15 protein-coding genes are annotated in these 17,932 nt (G+C 54.1%); 7 read left to right on the top strand and 8 right to left on the bottom strand.

Translation table 11 applies throughout. The features are described 5' to 3' along the window. Window positions 1-14: 14 nt before the first annotated feature. Window positions 15-1,940 carry a hypothetical protein gene (locus SPI6313_RS04565; RefSeq protein WP_139276520.1) on the top strand — a complete coding sequence of 642 codons (1,926 nt, stop codon included), beginning with the start codon at window positions 15-17 and terminating at the stop codon, window positions 1,938-1,940. 131 nt (window positions 1,941-2,071) lie between these two features. On the opposite strand, the gene SPI6313_RS04560 is transcribed toward SPI6313_RS04565, so the two are convergent. The 4 genes from SPI6313_RS04560 to patD form a co-directional block, all read right to left on the bottom strand. Continuing rightward, window positions 2,072-3,127 (bottom strand): NHL repeat-containing protein, encoded by a 1,056-nt coding sequence (locus SPI6313_RS04560; protein ID WP_175551068.1) that lies wholly within the window; start codon window positions 3,125-3,127, stop codon window positions 2,072-2,074. 170 nt (window positions 3,128-3,297) lie between these two features. Then, a complete protein-coding gene (locus SPI6313_RS04555; protein WP_072619932.1) occupies window positions 3,298-3,648 on the bottom strand; it encodes a carbon dioxide-concentrating mechanism protein CcmK in 351 nt (116 codons plus the stop codon). A gap of 88 nt (window positions 3,649-3,736) precedes the next feature. Next, entirely contained in the window at window positions 3,737-4,042 is a 306-nt protein-coding gene (locus SPI6313_RS04550; RefSeq protein ID WP_072619931.1) for a BMC domain-containing protein, read from the bottom strand. An 86-nt stretch (window positions 4,043-4,128) separates the two neighbouring features. Beyond that, window positions 4,129-4,482: a heterocyst frequency control protein PatD gene (gene patD, locus SPI6313_RS04545; RefSeq protein ID WP_139276518.1), complete on the bottom strand. Its 354-nt coding sequence runs from the start codon at window positions 4,480-4,482 to the stop codon at window positions 4,129-4,131. 237 nt (window positions 4,483-4,719) lie between these two features. Here patD and SPI6313_RS04540 point away from each other — a divergent pair, with 237 nt between their 5' ends. From SPI6313_RS04540 to SPI6313_RS04530, 3 genes are all read left to right on the top strand, one after another. Continuing rightward, window positions 4,720-6,999 (top strand): RelA/SpoT family protein, encoded by a 2,280-nt coding sequence (locus SPI6313_RS04540; protein WP_072619929.1) that lies wholly within the window; start codon window positions 4,720-4,722, stop codon window positions 6,997-6,999. 357 nt (window positions 7,000-7,356) lie between these two features. Beyond that, window positions 7,357-8,475, top strand: a complete 1,119-nt coding sequence (locus SPI6313_RS04535; RefSeq protein ID WP_072619928.1) for an AI-2E family transporter — start codon at window positions 7,357-7,359, stop codon at window positions 8,473-8,475. 36 nt (window positions 8,476-8,511) lie between these two features. Next, window positions 8,512-9,060 carry a L,D-transpeptidase gene (locus SPI6313_RS04530; protein ID WP_072619927.1) on the top strand — a complete coding sequence of 183 codons (549 nt, stop codon included), beginning with the start codon at window positions 8,512-8,514 and terminating at the stop codon, window positions 9,058-9,060. A 70-nt stretch (window positions 9,061-9,130) separates the two neighbouring features. Here SPI6313_RS04530 and SPI6313_RS04525 read toward each other — a convergent pair whose 3' ends face one another. From SPI6313_RS04525 to pilM, 4 genes are all read right to left on the bottom strand, one after another. After that, window positions 9,131-11,497: a type IV pilus secretin family protein gene (locus SPI6313_RS04525; RefSeq protein ID WP_139276516.1), complete on the bottom strand. Its 2,367-nt coding sequence runs from the start codon at window positions 11,495-11,497 to the stop codon at window positions 9,131-9,133. Window positions 11,498-11,610: 113 nt separating this feature from the next. Next, complete coding sequence (locus SPI6313_RS04520; protein WP_072619926.1) at window positions 11,611-12,408, bottom strand: hypothetical protein; 798 nt, start codon at window positions 12,406-12,408, stop codon at window positions 11,611-11,613. Further along, the gene (locus tag SPI6313_RS04515; protein WP_072619925.1) at window positions 12,405-13,271 is read right to left on the bottom strand and encodes a PilN domain-containing protein; all 867 of its coding nucleotides are present in this window, start codon (window positions 13,269-13,271) and stop codon (window positions 12,405-12,407) included. Before SPI6313_RS04515 ends, SPI6313_RS04520 begins: the two co-directional genes overlap by 4 nt. 1 nt (window position 13,272) lies before the next feature. Further along, entirely contained in the window at window positions 13,273-14,376 is a 1,104-nt protein-coding gene (gene pilM, locus SPI6313_RS04510) for a type IV pilus assembly protein PilM (RefSeq protein WP_072619924.1), read from the bottom strand. A gap of 192 nt (window positions 14,377-14,568) precedes the next feature. On the opposite strand from pilM, the gene SPI6313_RS04505 reads away from it, so the two are divergent. From SPI6313_RS04505 to SPI6313_RS04495, 3 genes are read left to right on the top strand one after another with little or no spacing between them, the layout of a single operon-like run. After that, a complete protein-coding gene (locus SPI6313_RS04505; RefSeq protein ID WP_072619923.1) occupies window positions 14,569-15,843 on the top strand; it encodes an ABC transporter substrate-binding protein in 1,275 nt (424 codons plus the stop codon). Beyond that, window positions 15,758-17,050, top strand: a complete 1,293-nt coding sequence (locus SPI6313_RS04500; protein ID WP_084668891.1) for a glycosyltransferase family 4 protein — start codon at window positions 15,758-15,760, stop codon at window positions 17,048-17,050. The genes SPI6313_RS04505 and SPI6313_RS04500 overlap by 86 nt, the downstream gene beginning before the upstream one ends. A gap of 4 nt (window positions 17,051-17,054) precedes the next feature. After that, window positions 17,055-17,882: a glycosyltransferase family 2 protein gene (locus tag SPI6313_RS04495; protein ID WP_072619921.1), complete on the top strand. Its 828-nt coding sequence runs from the start codon at window positions 17,055-17,057 to the stop codon at window positions 17,880-17,882. Window positions 17,883-17,932: the final 50 nt, after the last annotated feature.

Raw genomic sequence — 17,932 nt, 5'->3', positions numbered from 1 at the left:
AGAGTTAAGCCTGTGTGAGGGGGTTATCTCTGTTCACGACACTCTGGCTGAAGTTGATGGGGACGCGATCGCACCCTGGGCGGCAGGGTTTTCTGGATCTGGCCCTCCTGGTGACTGGGTGGGTCATCCTCAGCACGGAGGTGCTGAGTCTGGTTAGGAGGTTAACCCCCTTGGCGATCGCCCTCAGTTGGGTTCTCTTTAGCTTGGGCTTCGGAGCCTATCTCTGGGGAACGAGACGACCTCGGCAGCCCCTCAGCCCGATACCGGTTGCACCCTTTGACCTCGAAGAGCGCGTTCTCCTCGGTGGGGTTGGGTTGATTCTGCTGCTGTTGGGGATCATGGCGGCGATCGCCCCGCCCAACACCTGGGACTCCATGACCTATCACCTGCCCCGGATCATGCATTGGCTCCAGCAGGGGAGCGTCGCCCACTACCCCACCGCCAACCTGCGCCAACTCTACCAACCCCCAGGGGCAGAATATGCCATGCTCCATCTCTACGCCCTGTGGGGGAGCGATCGCGCCTTAAACCTCGTGCAATGGTGGAGTGCGATCGGTTGTCTCGTCGGCGTGTCCCTAATTGCCCAGCACCTCGGCGCGAGTCGGCGCGGCCAAGTCTACAGCCTCGTTTTCGTCGCCACCCTGCCCATGGGCATCTTGCAAGCCACCAGCACCAAAAATGACTATCTCTGCGGGTTTTGGTTGGTGTGTTTTATTTACTTCACCCTTGTGGCGATGGAGCGCGATCGCCTCACCTTGCCCCTCCTCCTTCGCCTCAGTACCAGCCTCGGATTCCTTTTCTTCACCAAAAGCACCGGCTATCTCTTCGCATTCCCCTTCATTCTCAGCCTCTTCATCCGCCACTGGCGAATTTTTCGCACCCCAAAAATTGCGTTTCTTGTCCTTCCCTTTGTCATTAATCTGGGGCATTACGGACGCAATCTTGCTGCATTTGGATCAGTATTTTTTACGGGTGATGACATTGCCACTAATCAAAGCTTCACCCCCCTCGCTATTCTCTCCAATGTCATTAAAAATATTGCCCTCCATTTACCTATTTCTTACGAAACCATTATTCCTATTCAAAATTTCATTATCTCCATTCATCAAAAAATCAGTATTTCTGCGAATGATCCCCGTCTCACCTGGGACAATTCATCATTTAATGTTGTATTTTCAACCTCTGAAAACACGGCAGGGAATCCCTTGCATGTTTATCTACTGATCATTATTTTGTTAATACTATGTATCCATCTCCAACCAAGATGGACGCAAGACAAAATTGTGCTGTTATATGGTGGTGCAGTGGCTGGAGGATTCCTACTGTTTTGCGGGGTGTTGAAATGGCAACTGTGGCATAGTCGTTTACATTTGCCGTTGTTTATTGCCATTGCTCCCGTTGTCGGTGTTGTGATGGATGATTATTTTAAACGTCGGATTGCGCTGTATCTCTGCTTTTTATTACTAGCCTCCTCTAGCTTTTGGCTGCTGTGGAGTGAAACGAAACCGATCGCGTCGCGTGCCAATATTTTCACGATTCCCCGCCAAGAACAATATTTTATGATGCTGCCCTATGCCGCGAGTTATCAAGAAACCGCGACCTATTTACACCAAACAGGCTGCGATCGCATTGGACTTTGGATGGGGGCGGATGTGTGGGAATATCCCCTGTGGACGATGTTGCGAGATCAACCGGGAGCGATGCCCCACTTGCAGCATGTTTTTGTTGAAAATGAATCAAATCAGTTGGGTTCGTCGAGAAATCAATCAGAAGGGGCGATCTGTGCGATCGCCCAAATTGGCCCCCCACAAGCCCCGCCCATTGCCACCCCCTGGGGTGAATTTGATCAGGTTTGGTCGCCGCCGAGTGATGCACGACAACTTGTTACTTCACAACTGCATGTGTATACAAAATCTAGTCAATCAATGCTACAAAAATGACCGATTTACAGTCTTTCAAGACTTTGGATATAGCGGTTTTCATAAAATTGCGGTGCAAAGATCCCCCTCAATCCCCCTTTTAAAGGGGGAAGTCGCGTTCTCATCTTTTCGCAATCCGCTATAAAACGAGATCATTCTGGTTCAGAAGGAGATGAGCAGGGGGGTAACTTAAGGATTTTGAATTGTTGGATGCGGTGGTTTTTGGTGTCGGCGACGAGGACTTGGCCGTCGGGACTGACGCTGACACTCAAGGGACGATTGAACCGACCGGATCTTAAACCGGCCTTGCCAAAACTGAAAAGAGGACGGCGATCGCACCCCATCACTTGAATACGGTCATTGTGGCTATCCACGACCCAAAACCGCCCGTCTTCATCAAGGGACAGGCCCGCTGGGAAGGAAAATTTCCCCAACTCTTGACCAAATTCGCCCCAGGTTTCGATGAATGTGCCGCGATCGCCAAACACTTGAATCGTGTTTTTTTGGCTGTCCGTGGCGTGAACATTGCCCTTGGGGTCAAAATCAACGCTGTCTAGCTGGAGAAACCGCCCCGGACGCACGCCACCACTGCCCACGGTGTAGAGATAATTGCCCTTTGCGCTCAACACTTGAATGCGGCGGTTGTCGGTATCCATCACCCAGATGCGATCGTCGGCATCCACCGCCACCCCGCCCGGATGGAGAAATTCTGTATCGCCAAAACCCGCTGCCCCGATTTCGAGCAAGAGTTCATCCTGTGGACTAAACACTTGGATGCGATTATTGTCCGTATCCGCCACGATCACCCGTCCTTTGCTGTCAATTGCCAAGCTGGAAGGGGCGCGAAATTGACCCGGTTCAACGCCTTTCGTGCCGAGGTGTTTGAGGAATTTACCCTCTGAATTGAAAATGGAGACGCGGTGATTGGCGGTATCGGCGACGAGAATGCGATCGCGGCTATCCAGGGTGACATCACTGGGGCTACGAAAATTGCCCTCCCCCCAGCCCCATTCACCAAATTCCCCCACCCAACGCACAAACTGAGGCGGATCGTCTTCCCTTGCTGCTCGGCCGTTTTCGGTTGCCACGGCGATCGCGACATCGACAAACTCCGGCTCTGCGGCTGGGGGTCGATGGTAGCAGCCCCCCAAGAGCATAAGACTCAACACCGATCCCAGCCACCGCATCCGGGTGTTGAGTCGTGCCACCGGTTGAAGGGCATGATTGTGACGGAATGTCCGTGGGTTCATTCGGGCTGTTGAGGGCGCATGCTACTCATTTTAGGGGGGATTTTTCCCGGATACTCCAGAGCCAAAGAGGAGCGATCGCCCGGCGATCGCTCCTCTTTGGGGTTACTGTTGAAAAAATCGTGCCAACCTTAACGGTTGCTGCCCGTACTAAACACACGGGGTGTATTCACCGCCGCCCGGAACGATTCGACGGACTCATTAAAATCAATCGGCAACACCGACACAACATTCTCGTGGGGACGGGGAATAATCACCCAGGATTCCAACACCCCACCGTAGGCATTTTCCACCGCTGCGATTCCGGCATCCATGGCGGCCTTCACTTCCGAAACATCGCCCCGAATATTAACGGTAAACCGAGCACTCCCCACCCGGATATAGCCCACAAGGGTTACTCGTCCGGCTTTCACCATGGCATCCGCTGCGGCCAATACCCCTGGAAACCCCTTTGTTTCTAATGATCCAACTGCCTCTGGCATTCGTTACTCCTGTGATTATAGATAACTGAAAAATGGTTAAAACCCTGAACAGTGCAAGGCCACAATGCTGTACCGCCGCCCCATTGTCTCATCGGAATGGTTCGACTGCTTCAGAATAGTCAATGGGTAAAATCGACACGACGTTTTCCGGCGGGTTTGGCACGATGTAATAGGTCAGCACCTCCCCGCCGTAGACATTCTCCGCTGCTTCAATGCCGGCAGGGTGAGCGGTTTTGACTTCAGAAACTGGGCCCCGAATGGCGACGACAAATCGACCACTTTCGGCTTTATCACACCAGACCACTGTGACTCTTGCTGCTTTGACCATGGCATCGGCTGCGGCCAAAATGGCAGGAAAGCCCAGGGTTTCAATGACACCAACAGCTTCTGGCATTGCTAAATAAAAAGTAAATGTAATGATTTGTCGATACGTTCTTCACTTTACCTTAATCTGGGGGCGATTTTGAGAGAATTTGACCCTCAGGATCGAGCCGGGTCAAACTGTTCCAGGAGTTGAATAAAATGATTCAAATGTTCTAGTGTTTGCTGTTGACGGAGGGCGATCGCTGCCTCCGTGCGGGCCGACTTTAAAAACATCAATTGGGTCTCTAATAACCGGATCAGGCGGTGCAGTTCCGTCACAATCGACCGCGATTGAGGGTCGAGGCGTTCCAGATCGAGGCGCAAAATTGTAGTCTGGTATACTTGTTTGATCACCACGAAGCGTTTTTGTGCCATCGAGACACTTTGCTCAGGCAGAGTTAAAAACTTTCTTAAATCTAGTAAGGGTTTTGCGATCGCTGCATATTGTTCACAATTAAGAGGAGACGGCATAATAGAAGTACCTTAAACACCATGACATTTTGTAACGCAATATGAGGCGGCATCTCCCGTACCGCCCCTCATCCTGACAGCAACCATCCATTTATTCCGATTGCCTGTCTCGTCGTTATTATTTTTCACCGCATAGGCTGCATCGTTTTGCCGCATCTACCCTCGTCAACCCTACCGACTGGATCGACCCCAATCGAACCAACCGGCACTATTCACCATTACCGAGTGTACCGTGTTATGAATCCACCCCTCCTTGCCCATCCCAGAGATTCAGCCACACTGCCATCATCAGGACAGCTACCCACCGATATTACTCTACCCGATTGGCTGAGTACTTGTTTACTGTCCCAGGGCCATCAAGCCAGTGATGACACCGCGCTAATCTGTCATGCCTTTAATTTCGCCTACGCCCTCCACGAGGGACAATACCGCAAATCCGGCGAACCGTACATTGCCCACCCGGTGGCGGTCGCCGGTTTGCTGCGGGATCTCGGTGGTGACAGTGCGATGATTGCCGCTGGCTTTTTACATGATGTGGTTGAAGATACCGAGGTTACCCCTGACATCATTGAAGAGCAATTTGGGGCCGAAGTACGGCAACTTGTTGAAGGCGTGACGAAGCTTTCGAGTTTCAACTTTTCGAGCAAAACCGAACGCCAAGCCGAGAACTTTCGGCGCATGTTTCTGGCCATGGCCCAGGACATTCGGGTGATCATCGTCAAGCTGGCGGATCGCCTCCATAATATGCGCACCCTTGAACATCTCAAACCCGAAAAACAGCAGCGCATCGCCCAAGAAACCCGCGACATCTTCGCCCCCCTCGCCAACCGCTTGGGGATTGGGCGGCTGAAATGGGAACTCGAAGATCTCTGTTTTAAATATCTCGAACCCGATGCCTATCGAAATATTCAAGACCTGGTGGCGGAACGGCGGATCGATCGTGAAGAACGGATCGAAAATGTTGTGGAACGGGTGCGCCAACGCTTAACCGAGTTAGGGATTGCGATCGTGGAGCTTCAGGGTAGACCGAAACACCTCTACGGCATCTATAAAAAGATGGAGCGGCAGCATAAAGCGTTCACCGAAATTTATGACATTGCCGCTGTCCGGATTATCACTGAAACGAAAGACGGGTGTTATCGGGCGCTCTCGGTGGTGCATGACCTGTATCGTCCGATTCCGGGCCGGTTTAAAGACTACATTGGCTTACCGAAACCCAACCGCTATCAATCGCTGCATACTTCGGTGGTGGGGGCGACGGGGCGACCGTTGGAGGTGCAGATTCGGACGCTCGAAATGCACCATATTGCGGAATATGGGATCGCGGCCCATTGGAAATATAAGGAATCCGGCGGCAGTACGGCGCAACTGTCGTCGGATGATGAAAAATTCACTTGGTTGCGGCAGTTGCTCGAATGGCAGAACGATCTCAATGATGCTCAAGAATATGTGGAGAATCTGAAGTCGAATTTGTTCGAGGATGATGTCTATGTGTTCACGCCCCAGGGGGATGTGGTGTCCTTGGCACGGGGGGCGACGGCGGTGGATTTTGCCTATCGGATTCATACGGAGGTGGGCAACCACATGAAGGGGGCGCGGGTGAATAGCCGCTGGTCGGTGCTGGATACGCCGTTGCAGAATGGCGATATTGTCGAGATTATTACGTCGAAAAATAGTCGGCCCAGTTTGGATTGGCTAAATTTTGTGGTGACCCCTAGTGCGCGGAATCGAATTCGCCAATGGTATAAGCGATCGCACCGGGATGAAAATATTCTGCGCGGTCGGGATTTACTCGAAAAAGAAATGGGCAAAAGTAGCCTGGATGCGTTGCTGAAGTCGGAACCAATGCAGGCCGTGGCGGAACGCTGCAACTATCACGGTGTTGAGGATCTCTTGGCGGCGTTGGGCTATGGCGAGGTGACGCTGAATCTGGTGGTGAACCGGATTCGCGATGCGGTGAAGGCGCAACAACCGATCGAACCGGAAGCGGCGACGATCACCACGGTGGAAATTTCGTCATCTCGGCCGCCGATCGCGCCTGGGGAAGGGAAACGGCTAGAGCCGATCGCAGGGGTTGAAGGGTTACTGCATCACATCGCGGGCTGCTGTCATCCGATTCCGGGGGAGTCGATTATCGGTGTGGTGACGCGGACGCGGGGGATTTCGATCCATCGGCAGGGTTGCCCGAATGTGGAGGGGGTGGAGGGCGATCGCATCATTCCCGTCAGTTGGAATACTTTTGCGGTGCAGAGTCGTCGCCCCACCTACCGCGTCAATATCCAAGTGGAAGTTTTGGATCGGGTGGGGATTATGCGGGATATTTTGGCGAAGTTGAGTGACCACAATATCAACGTTTGTCAGGCGGAAGTCGTGACCCAAGTGTCTAAACCGGCGTTGATCAATTTGGGCTTAGAAATTTGCGATCGCCCCCAACTGGATCACAGTTTCAGCCGCATCCGCCAGATGAGCGATGTGCTGAATCTGCGGCGTTTGTCGAGCCTGAATACCGAGAGTTAGCTCTCTGATTCCCCTTAACTATGAACCGTTCGATCCCCCCTAACCCCCCTTACTAAGGGGGGAAATTTCAAAAAGTCCCCCTTGAAAAGGGAAACTTCAAAAAGTCCCCCTTACCAAGGGGGGAAAGTTCAAAAAGTCCCCCTTGAAAAGGGAAATTTCAAAAAGTCCCCCTTACCAAGGGGGGAAACTCCAAAAAGTCCCCCTTGAAAAGGGAAATTTCAAAAAGTCCCCCTTGAAAAGGGAAACTTCAAAAAGTCCCCCTTACCAAGGGGGGAAACTCCAAAAAGTCCCCCTTGGTAAGGGGGATTTAGGGGGATCGAACGGGAGAAAATGCCCTCATTCCCATCTCACTGCTCTATGTCTGAACGTCAAATCACGATTTCGGTTTCAACCCTGCTGACGATCATTGCGGCGGGCTTATCGCTGGTGCTGTTGTGGCAGTTGCGTTGGTTGGTGGTGGTGATGATGATTGCGATCGTTATTGCTTCAACCTTGGCCCCGGCCATTGCCCGCGCTGAACGGCTGAAGATGCCCCGCTGGTTGGCGGTGATTTTAACCTACTTGGCGTTAATTGGCGGCTTGGTGTTGGCGGGGTTAATCATTGGCCCGACGGTGGCCGAACAAATTGAACGCTTGGTGCGGAAGTTGCCGAATTATCTCGATGTGTTGGAGGCACTGGTACGCGATCGCGCCCTCACCCTTGGCCTCAGTGATCCGATGGTGGTGGAGCAAATCAATCAACTGTTTGACATCCAAGCCGTCACCTCTTGGGGTTTCCGCACCTCCCAAGAATTGCTGATTCGCTCCTACAGCCTGACGCGGGGCTTCATCGGCGGCACGTTAAGCCTCATTTTGGCGTTGCTCTTGTCGGGCTATCTCCTGGCCGGCTCCCAAAAGTTGATTGATGGCTTTGTTTCCCTCTTCCCCGCTCCGTGGGATCAACGCATCGCCGCCCAATTCTCCCCGGTCAGTCACCGGATGGGCAGCTATATCCAAGGGCGGATACTGGTTTCGTCGATCTTGGGGGTGGCGATTAGTGTGGCGTTACGGTTGATGGGCTTGGCGGAGGTGTCCTTGGGGTTGGGGGTGATTGCGGGGTTTACGAATTTAATCCCGTTTTTTGGCCCGGTGTTGGGGGCAATTCCGGCGTTGTTGGTGGCGATCGCCCAAGGCGGTTGGCTCTTTCTCTGGGTCCTGCTGCTGTTTTTGATCGTGCAAAATGTGGAAACCTATGTTCTCGATCCGCTGTTGGTGGGGAATTCGGTGCGGGTGTTGCCGATTTTTCAACTGTTGGCGGTGTTGGGGGGGACGCAGGTGTTAGGGATTGTCGGGGCGTTGATTGTGCCGCCCTGGATCGCGGGGGCGGGGGTGGTGTTAGAAAATCTTTACCTCAACCCGAAGGCGGCGGCGTTGGAGTACCAAGCCACCTCACAACCCGTCACATTACTGACTTCAGACTCCCCTGATCCTCATTAAAATAGAAGGCGTGGCGTTGTAGAGGATTTTGATTCGATGCGGATTCAATCGTTGGGTTTAGTGATCATGGTGGCGGTGCTGGGTGCGATCGCGTCTCCTCCGGCCGAAGCGGAGCCAAATTTTCGCCTTGATACGGTTTCGACCCTTGCGGAAATCCCCCCGCTGGGCAATGCAGAACGCTATCTCCCGGAAAATGCGGTGACGCGCCTGGAGTTGCGTCTCGGTGAGCGGCGGGTTTATGTGTTGCGGGGCGATGAAACGATCGCGAGTTATCCGGTGGCGATCGGTACGTCTGCGACTCCTACGCCGACGGGGACGTTTGAGGTGTTTCAGCGGGTGGAAAATCCGGTCTGGCAAAATCCCTGGACGGGTCAAGTCACGCCACCGGGGCCAAATTCGGCGCTGGGGTTACGGTGGATTGGCTTTGCAGAGATGTCCAATGGCATCATTGGGTTCCACGGTACGCCGACGGTGAATTCTATCGGTAAGGCGGCTTCTAATGGCTGTGTGCGGATGTTTAATCATGATGTGGTGGCGATGTTCGAGCAGGTGGAAATCGGCACGACGGTGACGGTGATTCCTTAAGCGATCGCTAACCCCCAACCCCAAAAAGCCCCCTACGGTTAGGGGGCTTTTGATTAGCGGCGTTTTGGATTTAGTTGCTTTGGGGGCGATCGTCGAGACGATTCCGATTCGCATCTACGCCCGGTTCCATCATTTGGCGCACATCACGGCTCGGCGTGTAGTTATATCCAGCAGGAACCGACTGCATCGAGTCATCCATGATATTAGGAGTAACCAATACAATCACCTCGCGCCGTTCATTGGTACGGCTGGTGCTGCGGAATAGAGAACCAATGATCGGCAAATCCCCTAAAATCGGGACTTTTTGAGCATTAACCCGATCCTGATCCTGAATGATCCCGGAGAGAATCAATGTTTGACCATCTCGCATCCGAATTAGACCCGAACCTAATTGCCGAGTGTTTAGCAATGCAATTTGATTCGTTCCCTCCGCAGTATTAATATTCTGAGTATTTCCAATAGAGGTTACTTCCGGAGCTAGGGATAATGAAATAAAGCCATTATCGTCAATACGACTGACATTGACCGCAAGTTTTAAACCCACTTCTCCCTTTTCTGTCGTTGTTGTAACTGTTACCAAACCATCACTAACATCTCGTTCCACATTAACATCAGTAACAACTTCTTGTGTTAGTGTCACTTCTGCTGTTTGCCCTTCTTGGATTACGAGGGTTGGATCAGTCAGGATTTTGGCGTTATTGTTCTGAATTGAAGCTTGTAACTGTGCCAAAAATTCATTGACTACCCTAAAGCTCCGCGATCCTATCGTTCCGATCGTGGTTGAACCAACAGTATCACTGGTGATATCTGTCCCGACAGGAGCGATTTCACCCGATCCATCTAATCCAGGGATTACATTGGAGTCATCAGTTCCAAAGTTAATAATCCCGATTCCGTTCTGATTAATAATACCGGCATCTTCAATACCAAAGGAAAAGCTTGTCCCAAAGCGGCCAATATTCTGTAGGTTAACATCAATGATTTTGACATTAACGACAACTTGCCGTAGCCGCGCATCTAGTTGCTGAACGATTTGACTTGCCAATGCAACTTTCTCTGCTGATCCACTAACCGTGATCGTGTTCATCCGTTCATCCGATGATACAGCTACTCTTCGCAGTGGAAGACTAGCCGTATTATCTAGTGTTGGTCTGATGCTTGAAATAGCAGGAGAGTCGAAAACCACTTCAAGTAAACGTCCTGTTTCAGGGTCTCGGATTTCGCGCCGTGTTTGTGTCACAAGCTGTACTTCAGCACCTTGAGTAGCAAGGTAGTTTGCGACAGCTTCAGCAGTTGCTTGGTTTAGGCGATAAGTTCGGCTGATATAGTCTTTTGCACCTTCAGGTAAACGTGATCCAACAAAGATGGTTTGACCACGTCGTTGAGCTTCGAGTCCTGCAACCTGCAAAACATAGTTAAATGCATTTTGGATAGATTCACCTTCAAGATCTAGTGAAACCGTATTACTTGCAACACTGCTAGCTGCATTTGCACCATCACCAGATGCGTTGGTGAAAATCAAGTTTAACCCCGCCGATCGCGCCAACAAACTTAAAACCGTATCCGCCTGTGCCTCTTCCATCCGTAGGGAAATTGGTTGCGTTGTACCGAGATCGATGTAATTGGGTTGAACGCTCATGCTGGCTACGGCAATATCCCCCACCGGAGGCGCGACCGCTCGCGGCAAGAAGGGCGGAGCCGGGGCCACGGGTTGGGCCGGAGACGCAGGCAGAGCCGGGCGGCCGCCGTCGATGGTGATTTCAGGATTGGGAACCAATACATCCGAGCGCGGCGTACTTTGGGCGAACACATTCGGGTTAATTTCAAACAGCGGCGATTGCTCATTGGAGGGGGGAGCCGCCACCGGAGCCGCCGTCGTCGTCGGATTTGGGGCCGCCGCCGTCGGGGGCGGGAGCACCCGGATATCCACCGCATCCTCATCGTCCGGTTGTTGCGTCGTCGTCGGGCGCGGTAGGGTTGGCGTTGTCGCTGGGCGTTGGGCCGCAGCGCGGGACGTAGCATTACTCGCCGTCGTGAAGCCCAGCACCACCTGATCCGCTTGGCGCTGAAGCACTTGACCGATCGGCGTGTCCGTCGTTCCCGTCACGATCACCCGCACCGCATCCGTGCCGCTCGGCACAAGCTCCACCGACGCAATACCGGGGATCGGGTTTTCCGTGCGGAAACCGGCCCGATTGCCGTTGATGTTGATTTCCGTGTTGAGGAGTTCCGCGATTAACTGATTGCCTTGGTTGACCGTCAAGATCTGGGGGCGATCGCGCCCCGTCGTCGTCCGTAACACCAATTGAAACTCCGACTCACCCCGCTGTAAGCGCACATCGACAATCTGCACCTCCGCTGCGATCGCAGGTTGAGACACGATCGCCGTTAGTGCGATCGCCCCCAATACATTCAGTGACTTTTGATAAGCTCTCACAACTTTAAAACTCCTCAAGATCAACAGACAGAAACAACAACGTAACCCACATCAAATCCAATCCCACAGCCACACCATCCCACACTTCACCCAACTCTATACCAGTTCTCCCCCTAGGGCGGCGGCGCATTCGGATCGACCGGCGGCGCATTCGGGTCTACCGGCGCATTGGGGTCTACCGGTGCGTTCGGGTCTACCGGTGGTGTTAATAATGCCGCCAACTCCTCCTCACTCACGGGATAGAGCACCTCCAAATCCATCCGCGTCGTTAACAGCGCCTCCCCCGTCGTCGTGATATTCCCCCCACTCAATAACCGCTCCTCCTGAGTCGTCACCTCCGACGAAATATTATCCACCGCCACCAACGTTTGCAGCCGTTCAAGATCCCGCAAAATCGTCATCGTCTCACTAAAACCCGCCTCAAAACTAATGCTAATATTCTGCGACTTCAGCAGATTATTCACCGCCGGGCCCCAAGACCCATCCGTGACCGGTGCGGGTGCGTCTTCCGGCGGCGTAAATTCCAACAAACGCCCCCGGCTTTTCTCCACCTGCTGACTCACGGTGTACAGCAACGTTTCCGTCGCCTCCTCCCCCGCAAAAAGACTCAGCACCTCCCGCTGATTCGATCGCGCCACCTGGAGTTCCGCCGTTAATTCAGTAATCCGGGCTTGGGCCTGTTCGAGGGCCAACTTTTCCGTGCGCTTGGTATCCACACTCGCCCGCAACTCCTGCAAGCTCGTCCAAGCTGGAAAAATCAGCAGATACCCGATCGCCGCCGCCCCAGCCAGCCCCACAAACCCCAACAGCCCCCCGCCCACCGTCGGGGTAAACTCAACACCAAACGCCGACGGATAGGGAGACTGTTCCCCCTGATCCTGTTCGTCCATCAAATCATCAACAAAGGTCATGGCTGAATAATTCCCTTCTCTTGCAATGCTTCTAAACGCACCACTGAACCTAGATTTTTCTTGTTTTTGAGCTGTGCGATTAATTCAGTGCTCGATAGCGTCGTCAGGTCGCGCAGTTGGCCCTGAATCCGATACTGCACCACCTGGGGCAACTCAATCGTTACGCCCCCACCCTCTCCTTCCGCCGCCACATCCACCGAGTTCGGGTCTGCCACAAGCTGCGCACTTATGATCTGCACCGTCGGCCCATCAAAGAACGCCGATCGCTGCAAACTAATGCTAAACACATTCACCGCCTCGTAGGAATCAGCATAGCCCTCAAGGGCCACCATTGGCATCGGTAAGGCAGGCGCGATCGCCGCCGCCGGATCAGCCAGATCGGCAGCGGCCGCATCCGCCACCGGCGTAGCCGATTGAGTGGGCGGCGGAGCACCCCCCTCCGCAGAATCAAGGACAGTAAACGACCGGATTTGCAGCCCCACCGGAATACGGGCCCGCAGATCCTCAATCACCGCCGACCAGGGCAGAATCCGCGCAAACACCTGCGCCAAGCCGTTAGTTTGCTGCTGGGCAACATTAATATCAGACTCAAGCTCTTGAATCCGTTGGTTTTGTTGTTGAAGGGCTTGGATCTGACTGTTGATCAAGTTCAATTCATCATTGGCCTGTTGGGTTTGCCAATAGAGGAAGCCATAGCCGCCCCCCGCCACCGCCAGCAACAACACCGCCACACCGCCGCCAATGAAAATCGGCATCAACTCCTGCGCCGAGTATTTGTGAGCCGGTTTCTTCGCTTGGGCGGCGGCACTTGCCCCGGAAACGATGACGCGATCGTCGAGAAAATTAACGTCTAAACTATACATTTCACACCTCCCGTAACCCTAAGCCCAACGCAACGCCCAGCCCCGGCCGCATCGCATCGGAAAACTCTTCATCCGTCTCCAACGATAACGCAGCCACCGGATCAATTTGTTCCGTCGGCAAACTGAGCCGATTCGTAAAAAACTCATCCAACTGACCAATACCCCCACCCGGGCCCGCTAACAACAACTGCGCCACCTCATAATCCATACTCTGATTCAAATAAAAATCAATCGATCGCCGCAACTCATCGGTCAACTCCCCCAACACCCGCAACAACGCCGCCATCCCCGGATTAATCCCCGTCGCCCCCGTCCGCAACCCATCCACTGGCGTATTCGGAATCGTCATGCCCTGGAGCATCTCCGTATCCCGCTTCGTCGGCAAATTCATCGCCCGCGACAGGGCATTTTGCAACTGAAACGTCCCAATCGGAACCGTCCGCGAAAACTGCGGCACACCGTCCACAATAATCGCGATCTCCGTACTCTCAAACTCAATATCCACCAAGACCACCGCCTCTTGGGGGCCAAACGCCCGCAACTGCTCCCGAATCGTGCGGATCAGGGCAAAACTGTTAATTTCCAACACATCAATCTCCAGTTCCGCCTGCTCAAAGGTCTCCAGATACATATCCGTCACCTCGCGCCGCGTCGCCACCAACAACACCTGCACCTTTTCGATCCCATCTTCATCCTCGAAAAAGCCCAGCTTTTGATAATCCAAATCCACTTCTTCGCGGGGATAGGGCAGATACAACCCGGCTTCATGGTTGAGCACCATGTCTTTCAGTTCCTGGTCATCGAGTTCTGAGGGAATCGGAATCAACCGAATAATCGCCTCCCGCATCGGTACAGCCGTGGCAATTTTCTTCGCCTTAATATTGTTTTTGTCGAGGGTCTCGCGAATCAACTCCGCCAAAGCCGGAGTGTCGAGAATACGCCCCTCTTCAATGATGCCCTCTGGCACTTCTTCCGTGATAAAGGTGGTTAACTTGTAGGTTTGTCCCTGCTTGCGGAGTTGAACGATATTAATCCGCTCAGCCGCAATTTCTAGACCAATACCTTGCCCTTTTTTGGCAAATAAGTTCTTGACGGAATCAAACATGGGGGTTTTTTATCCAGGGGGATTGGCAGAGGATGGTGAGTCCTGAGGTTAATACTTAGTTTAGATGCTACCCAAATTTAACCCAGGATGTTCAGACTGGAAAGAATTTTCAGCAGCGAAGAGAATTAAGGTGAAGCCAGAAGCGGGTAGGGTATAGTGGAATCTCGAAAATCTGTTTTCTTTTGACTCCCTATGCTTCAGCGTTCCTCGCCGGTTCGGATTCTCTGCTTTGCCTTGATTGGGCTGTGTTTGAGTTGGTTGACGAGTTGTGGTGCTCAGGCCCCCCAAGAGGATGCCCTTGAGTTTTGGACAATGCAACTCAAACCTGAATTCACCGAGTATGTAACCGGGGTGATCGAAACCTTTGAGGCGGACAATCCTGAAAATCCGGTGCGTTGGGAAGATGTGCCCTGGAACGCGATGGAAACGAAAATTTTAACGGCGGTGTCGGCTCAGACGGCCCCGGATGTGGTGAATTTAAACCCGAAGTTTGCCTCGCAGTTGGCGACCCGTAATGCTTGGTTAGATTTGAATGGGGCGGTGACTCCCGACGATCGCGGCGCGTATTTGCCGAAGATTTGGGAGGCGGGAATGCTGGGGGGGGAAAGTTTCGGTGTGCCGTGGTATTTGACGACGCAAATCACGGTGTATAACCAGGAGCTTTTGGCGGCGGCGGGGATTGAGGAGCCGCCGGCGACCTATGAAGAGTTGGCGACGGTCGCCCAAGCGGTGAAGGAGAAGACGGGAAAATATGCGTTTTTTGTCACCTTTGTGCCGGAGGATTCGGGGGAAGTGCTGGAATCCTTTGTGAAGATGGGGGTGACGTTGGTGGATGAGTCGGGCCAGGCGGCGTTTGATACGCCAGCGGGGCGGGCGGCGTTTCAATATTGGGTGGATTTGTATGCGCAGGACTTGTTGCCGCCGGAGGTGCTGACCCAGGGCCATCGCTATGCGATCGATCTCTATCAGGCGGGGGAGACGGCTGTATTGGCTACATCGGCACAGTTTTTAGGGGCGATCGCAACCAATGCGCCGGAGGTGGCGCAGGTGTCGGCGGCGGCTCCGCAGATTACGGGAGAAACGGGGAAAAAGAATGTGGCGGTGATGAATTTGGTGATCCCTCGGAATAGCGATCGCCCGGAAGCGGCGGTGCAGTTTGCCCTGTTTGTCACCAATAGCGACAATCAATTGGCCTTTGCTCAGGCGGCGAAGGTGCTGCCTTCGACCCAGGAGGCGTTGCAGAAATATATTGCCTTTTTAAAAGGGAAACCCGACCCTACCCCTGTAGAAATAGCGGTGACGGTGGGCGCAGAACAGTTGGCCGATGCGGAGGTGCTGATTCCACCGATGGAGAAGCTGAATCTGTTGCAGAAGGCAATCTATGAAAACCTTCAGGGGGCGATGTTGGGACAAAAAACCGTTGAGGCGGCGGTGCAGGATGCGGCGGCGCAGTTCAATGCCGGATGAGGCGATCGCACCCAGGAGAGACCCGATGACTGAGGCGCGATCGCTCCGCATTCTCATCCTGTTGCATATGCCGTTGCAGCGGGATTTTGGGGGATCGCGGGTGCAGTTGGAATTGGCGGAATTGTGGCGCAGTGGGGGCCATACCGTGGAGGTGTTCGACCTCAACGCGGCCTTTCCCAACCTGTCCCATTCCCTCTGGGCAACCCTGACGCGGCCCCATTTTTCCAAAAAAGCGCGGCAATATGTGCGACAACAGGGCGATCGCTTTGATGTGATTGATGCGCATCAGGGCAATTTACCCTTTACCAAACGGGAATTGGGCATCACGGGGCTGCTGGTGGCGCGATCGGTGGGGATGTATCCCCTTTACCATGCCTTTGAACATCAACGGGGACGGCAGGGGCCTAAGCCGCGCTCTTGGCAGGGGTGGATCGTGCGGTGGTTGTTGGCCTGGCGCGATCGCCATGAGGTGCGCCGCTGTTTGACCAGTTTTCGCCAGGCGGATCTGATCAATCTCCCCAATCCTGCCGAGCAATACTACCTTGAGCAGACCTTGCACCTGGGGCAGAAATGCCGGGTGTTTCCCTTCGGCCTGTCGGCGGCGCGGCGGCAGGCCTTGGGGACGGTCTTACGTGATCCAGCCCAGCGATTAGGGCGGCCGGTGGTGACGTTGATCGGTACGTGGTGCGATCGCAAAGGCTCCCAAGATTGGGGAACGATTATCCGGCAGGTTCATGCCGTCCGGCCTGAGGTGCGGTTTCGCTTTTTGGGGACGCGATCGCCCCGTTCCGTGGTGTTGCGAGATTTGGCACTGCCCGATGGCGATTGGTTGGAGGTGATCCCTAATTACGATAGCGAGGATCTGCCTCACCTCCTTATCACCACCACCGTGGGCGCGTTTCCCAGCTATATCGAAGGGTTTGGGTTTGCGGTGTTGGAAAAATTGGCGGCGGGAATTCCCACCGTGGCCTACGATATTCCGGGGCCGCAAACGATGCTGAATCCTGTTGATCCGGCTCTGCTCGTGCCCGTGGGGGATGCGATCGCCCTCGCCGCCCAACTCCTCGCCATCCTCAACCTCGCCCCAGATGACTACCGCACCCTCGCCCACCGGTGCCACACCGTCGCGGCAGACTTTGCCTGGGAACGGATCGCCGCCGATACCCTGACCGCCTATCGTGCCGCCCTTGCTGCCTTGAATCCTTAACCCTATGTTGTCCCTCAGTATTGCCCTCCTGACCCGGAATCGCCCCGCCAGCCTTGAACGCTGTCTCGCCTCGGTGCGATCGCAGTCCGTCCAACCCGATGAAATTGTGATTTCTGATGATTCCGAGGGGAGCGATCGCCGTGCCGTGCGAGCGATCGCCCAGCGTTGGCACTGTCGCTACATCCCCGGCCCCCAACGCGGCCTCTACGCCAACCGCAACCACACCGCCCTCGCCTGCACCAGCACCCACATCCGCACCATGGACGATGATCACTGTCTCCCACCGGGCCACCTCGACCAATGTTGGCAGGCAATCCGCAGTGATCCCGATGCGATTTGGACGACGGGGGAACGGAGCTATGTAGACGGTGAATTTTATTACCACAGCGATCGCGCCAATCAACTCTGTCCATCCGGGGTGGGGCTGCGGATCACGAACCCCGATGACAATTGGGGCATTGCCGACGGCTCAACGATCTACCCGCGCACCGTGTTTGATCGCGGCCTACGGATGGTGGACGACTTCAACAGCTACGGCGAAAGCTTCCTCGAATTTGGCGCGTACCTCTACCGTCACGGCTTCAAAAGTCGCTGTATCCCCGCTGCCTATGTGGAACATTACGCCGATCGCCTCACGATCACCCGCCGCCCCCGTGGCATGTACACCAGTCGCCTTTATGCCAGCATCGCCTTTAACCGCTACTTTTGCCCCGATCGCCGCCGCCTCCTGCGCTATTGCCTCACCTACAGCCGCCACCTCGCGCCCCGCTTCACTGACCTGCCCCGGATTTGGCAACGGGTGCGCGATCGCTGGCAAGATCTGCCCCCATAACCATGCTCATCCCAGCCAATAATAACCAGTGAGCGTAACCACTCCACCCA

The sequence above is a fragment of the Spirulina major PCC 6313 genome (assembly GCF_001890765.1).
Classification (GTDB): domain Bacteria; phylum Cyanobacteriota; class Cyanobacteriia; order Cyanobacteriales; family Spirulinaceae; genus Spirulina; species Spirulina major.
This window is presented reverse-complemented; position numbering and strand designations above follow the sequence as displayed.